This is a genomic window from Endozoicomonas sp. SESOKO4, assembly GCF_024606275.1.
In genome coordinates this window covers 1-1230 of sequence record NZ_JAHHPS010000604.1, presented here as the reverse complement: position 1 = coordinate 1230, position 1230 = coordinate 1, and the positions used below count along the sequence as shown (strand labels likewise).

2 protein-coding genes are annotated in these 1230 nt (G+C 52.6%); one reads left to right on the top strand and one right to left on the bottom strand.

Features of this window, described 5'->3' with window-relative positions:
- Nucleotides 1–222, top strand: a 222-nt coding sequence (locus KDK16_RS11775; RefSeq protein ID WP_257276267.1) for a hypothetical protein, incomplete at its 5' end; no start/stop codon positions are given.
- 35 nt (nt 223–257) lie between these two features.
- On the opposite strand, the gene KDK16_RS11770 is transcribed toward KDK16_RS11775, so the two are convergent.
- On the bottom strand, nt 258–1230 hold a 973-nt coding region (locus KDK16_RS11770; protein WP_257276266.1), incomplete at its 5' end, for an ankyrin repeat domain-containing protein.

Genomic DNA, 1230 nt, shown 5'->3' with positions numbered 1-1230 from the left:
GGCAATGTCATGAGTAACAGTGGTGCCGCAAAGAGTGAGTGCTTAATCATTCTACCTTTTCATTCTGATGAACAGAGAGGAAGGATAGATCAGGAAAATAACGCAAGTTACGCAGTGAACCGTTCTCTCAATCGCGCTTTCAGCCCTGCCAGAGTCTCGACTTTCCAGCGTTTCTTGCAGATCGCCCTGACATCTGAAAGACGTATTTTCCGGATAAGATAAAGACTCTCTTTTGTTCCCTGCCTTGCCTCTGTTACCTACCTTGCCCCGGCCTCGGTCAGAGCTTTCACGCAGTCGTTATTGTCCTTCAGGGTCGCGATTAACAGCGGGGTAGCGCCATCCGAAGTTCGGGAGGCGTTGAGATCAGCCCCGGCATTGATCAGGAGTTTTACGGTGTCGGTATGGCCCCTCAGGGCTGCGATGAACAGCGGGGTGGCGCCACCAAAAATAGAACTATGACAGGTAGCGTTGAGATCTGCCCCGGCGTCGATCAGCAGTTTCACGCAGTCGGTATTGCCCATCGAGGCTGCGATGAAAAGCGGGGTGTCGCCATCCGTAGTCCGGGCGTTGAGATTCGCCCCGGCGTTGATCAGGCGCTCGGCGACGTCCCTGTGTCCCAGTATGGATACCAGCATCAAGGCAGTGAAATCATCATCCATAACGGTATCGACATGGACTTCCTCTGCTAGTGACCTTTCCACCTGATCCAAATCCCCATCAAAACAGGCAATATAAAACGCCTCGTCGGGGAAAAATGTATCCGGGTGAGACTCACCGGTGTTCTCATTTACCATGGGCAGCGGGTCTTGCCTGCACATTACACACTGGCGAGAGCCGATGGGCTGATCAACAAAACACCTGGAAATACAGTCCAGGTCGAAGCGGTGGCCACAACATTGGGTTTTGAGTACCACAGGCATTGCATCACGACCATGGAAGTGAACCAGACAAATAGGACAGGGATCGGACTCCATTGTTACGTCAGTGTGCATGGGGACAGCGGGGCCAGCAATGCTCTCCATGGGTAGTGCATCTGTGTCAGTCATATGACCTGCGCACTCTGTGCAGTGTCCATTGTTTAAATGTGGGCATGAGCTTTGTTCGAGCGTTGCTTCAGTCTGGCCTGTCGAATGTTCTGCGGAATTCATCGGCCAATCAGTGGGCCCACTGCTATTGGATGATGGTCGGAATTGACAAACGCCGTGACAGGGAGAGACGAAACAATCCAGA